At 49.8% G+C, this 1867-nt stretch carries 2 protein-coding genes; both read right to left on the reverse strand.

Annotated elements, in window-relative coordinates; genetic code table 11:
* Positions 1-1674 (reverse strand): fibronectin type III domain-containing protein (locus AC50YO_RS25485; protein ID WP_494851421.1); only part of this gene is annotated, 1674 nt, incomplete at its 3' end.
* 18 nt (positions 1675-1692) lie between these two features.
* Positions 1693-1866 carry a carbohydrate-binding protein gene (locus AC50YO_RS25490; RefSeq protein WP_494851423.1) on the reverse strand — a complete coding sequence of 58 codons (174 nt, stop codon included), beginning with the start codon at positions 1864-1866 and terminating at the stop codon, positions 1693-1695.
* Between the last annotated feature and the right edge of the window lies 1 nt (position 1867).

Below are 1867 nucleotides of genomic sequence, written 5' to 3' on the forward strand. Positions count from 1 at the left end.
CACGGATAGCGGAGAGCTTGCTGCCGATAAGTTGCCTGCTCCATCCTTTGCCTTCACCGTAAATGTATATGCTGTATTCGGTGACAAGCCATTAATCGTTGTGCTTGTTCCTGCCACATTCACAGTCGTCGTGCCATACGTTACCGTGTAGCCCGTTACGGCCACGTTATCGGTGGAGGCGTTCCAAGATAGACTGGCGCTGGAGGAAGTTTTTGCCGTCAACTGTACATTGGTCGGTACAGTCGGCTGTGCCGTATCCACAACGGCCTCCTCTGTCGTGACTTGTAGCGGAGCACTTGCCTCTGAGCTATTGCCTGCTGCGTCCTTCGCTTTCACCGTAAACGTATACGCCGTATTCGGCAACAAGCCATTAATCGTTGTGCTTGTTCCTGCCACATTCACAGTCGTCGTGCCATAGGTTACTGTATAGCCCGATACACCTACGTTATCTGTGGAAGCATTCCATGCTAAGCTGACACTGCTTGACGTTTTGGCTGTCGAGCGTAGATTGCCCGGTACGCTAGGAGGAGTAGTATCTGCCACACCGCCTGAATCAAATTGGTTCAAATACGTCCGATGATTGCGCGAGAACTCGAAATTATTGAATTTATCCCAATTGATCGACCATGTCATCAGGCCTCTCATCCCGGGATGCGCCCCGTTGCGCAGCTGGTAGCTGCCGCCATACGACACGCCTTTCATTAAATAATTGAGTGCCTTCTGTACCTCCGCTACTGAAGTAAATCCTCCTCCTGCATTTTGGTTAGCAGGAAGTCCCATAACGACCTGGTCAGGACGGAGTGCCGGGAAGAGATAATTCTGATTTTTCCCTACAGGGAAGCCGGTAAGCAGCATATCCACCATAGCAACATGGAAATCAGCACTGCCCATCGTATAGAAGCGGTCATCAAGAGCGGTAATCGGACCAGAATTATACTGCTGCACCTGCAGCCAATCCAGAATATCGCGAAGCGCATAAATAACAGGGAGATATGAGCCTGCCCTATTGTCACATGAAATGCAGGTGCCTCCATAGAAGGAATACCCAAGCTGCACGAAGAAAGTCTCAGGTGCCATCGTCAGCATGAAGCTATCTCCATAGAAATCATGAAGCTCCCTCACTGCTGAGATCAGGTTCGTAATAACCGGGGTTTTGGGGCTGCGGAAATCGCTGTCTCCAGAATTGAGATAAAGGGAATGGCCTTCAAAATCAATGTCCAAGCCGTTAAAGCCATATTTCGTAATAATGCCCTTCATGCTGGAGACAAAATTGTCCCGGGCTTGCGTACTGACTAGCTGCACCTGCCCGTTAGCTCCTCCGATGGAGATCATTACTTTCTTCCCTTGAGCTTGCAAATATTGAATATCTGCAATGAATTCCGCTTCTGTCGCATTGTAAGGAGCGAAGCCAATCGTCCCTCCCTGCACCCCGCTCGATGGTTCTGCAAAAGAAACGTTAATCACATCAAAGTCCGCAGATACGTCGCGAAGCCTAATGTTCCCTGAACCATTGTCAAAGTTGTGCCAATACCCGACGATCAGCTTGTTATTTGCTGGAATAGACGCATAGGCTTGTGGCGCATGCCATTGATACATCGTGACAAGGAGTGCAAATACTAAGGCGAGAAGCATGGTGCGTGTGAATGAACGAGTCATTATTCGGCTTACCCTCATAGCTCTATATCCCCTCTCTTATTGCACTCTCCACAGCGCTGGCACGTTAGAAGGCTCCCAGCCTCCAAGGGAAGTATGCGGCTGAATGCACACATACGTTTTGCCTCCATACGTCACTACATCATTCACTTTGTAGCTGATGCCTGTTGCCCATGCAGTTGGACCGCCCGGCGCATCCGTCGTTGCATTAATG

This window comes from Paenibacillus sp. J22P59 (assembly GCF_059383895.1).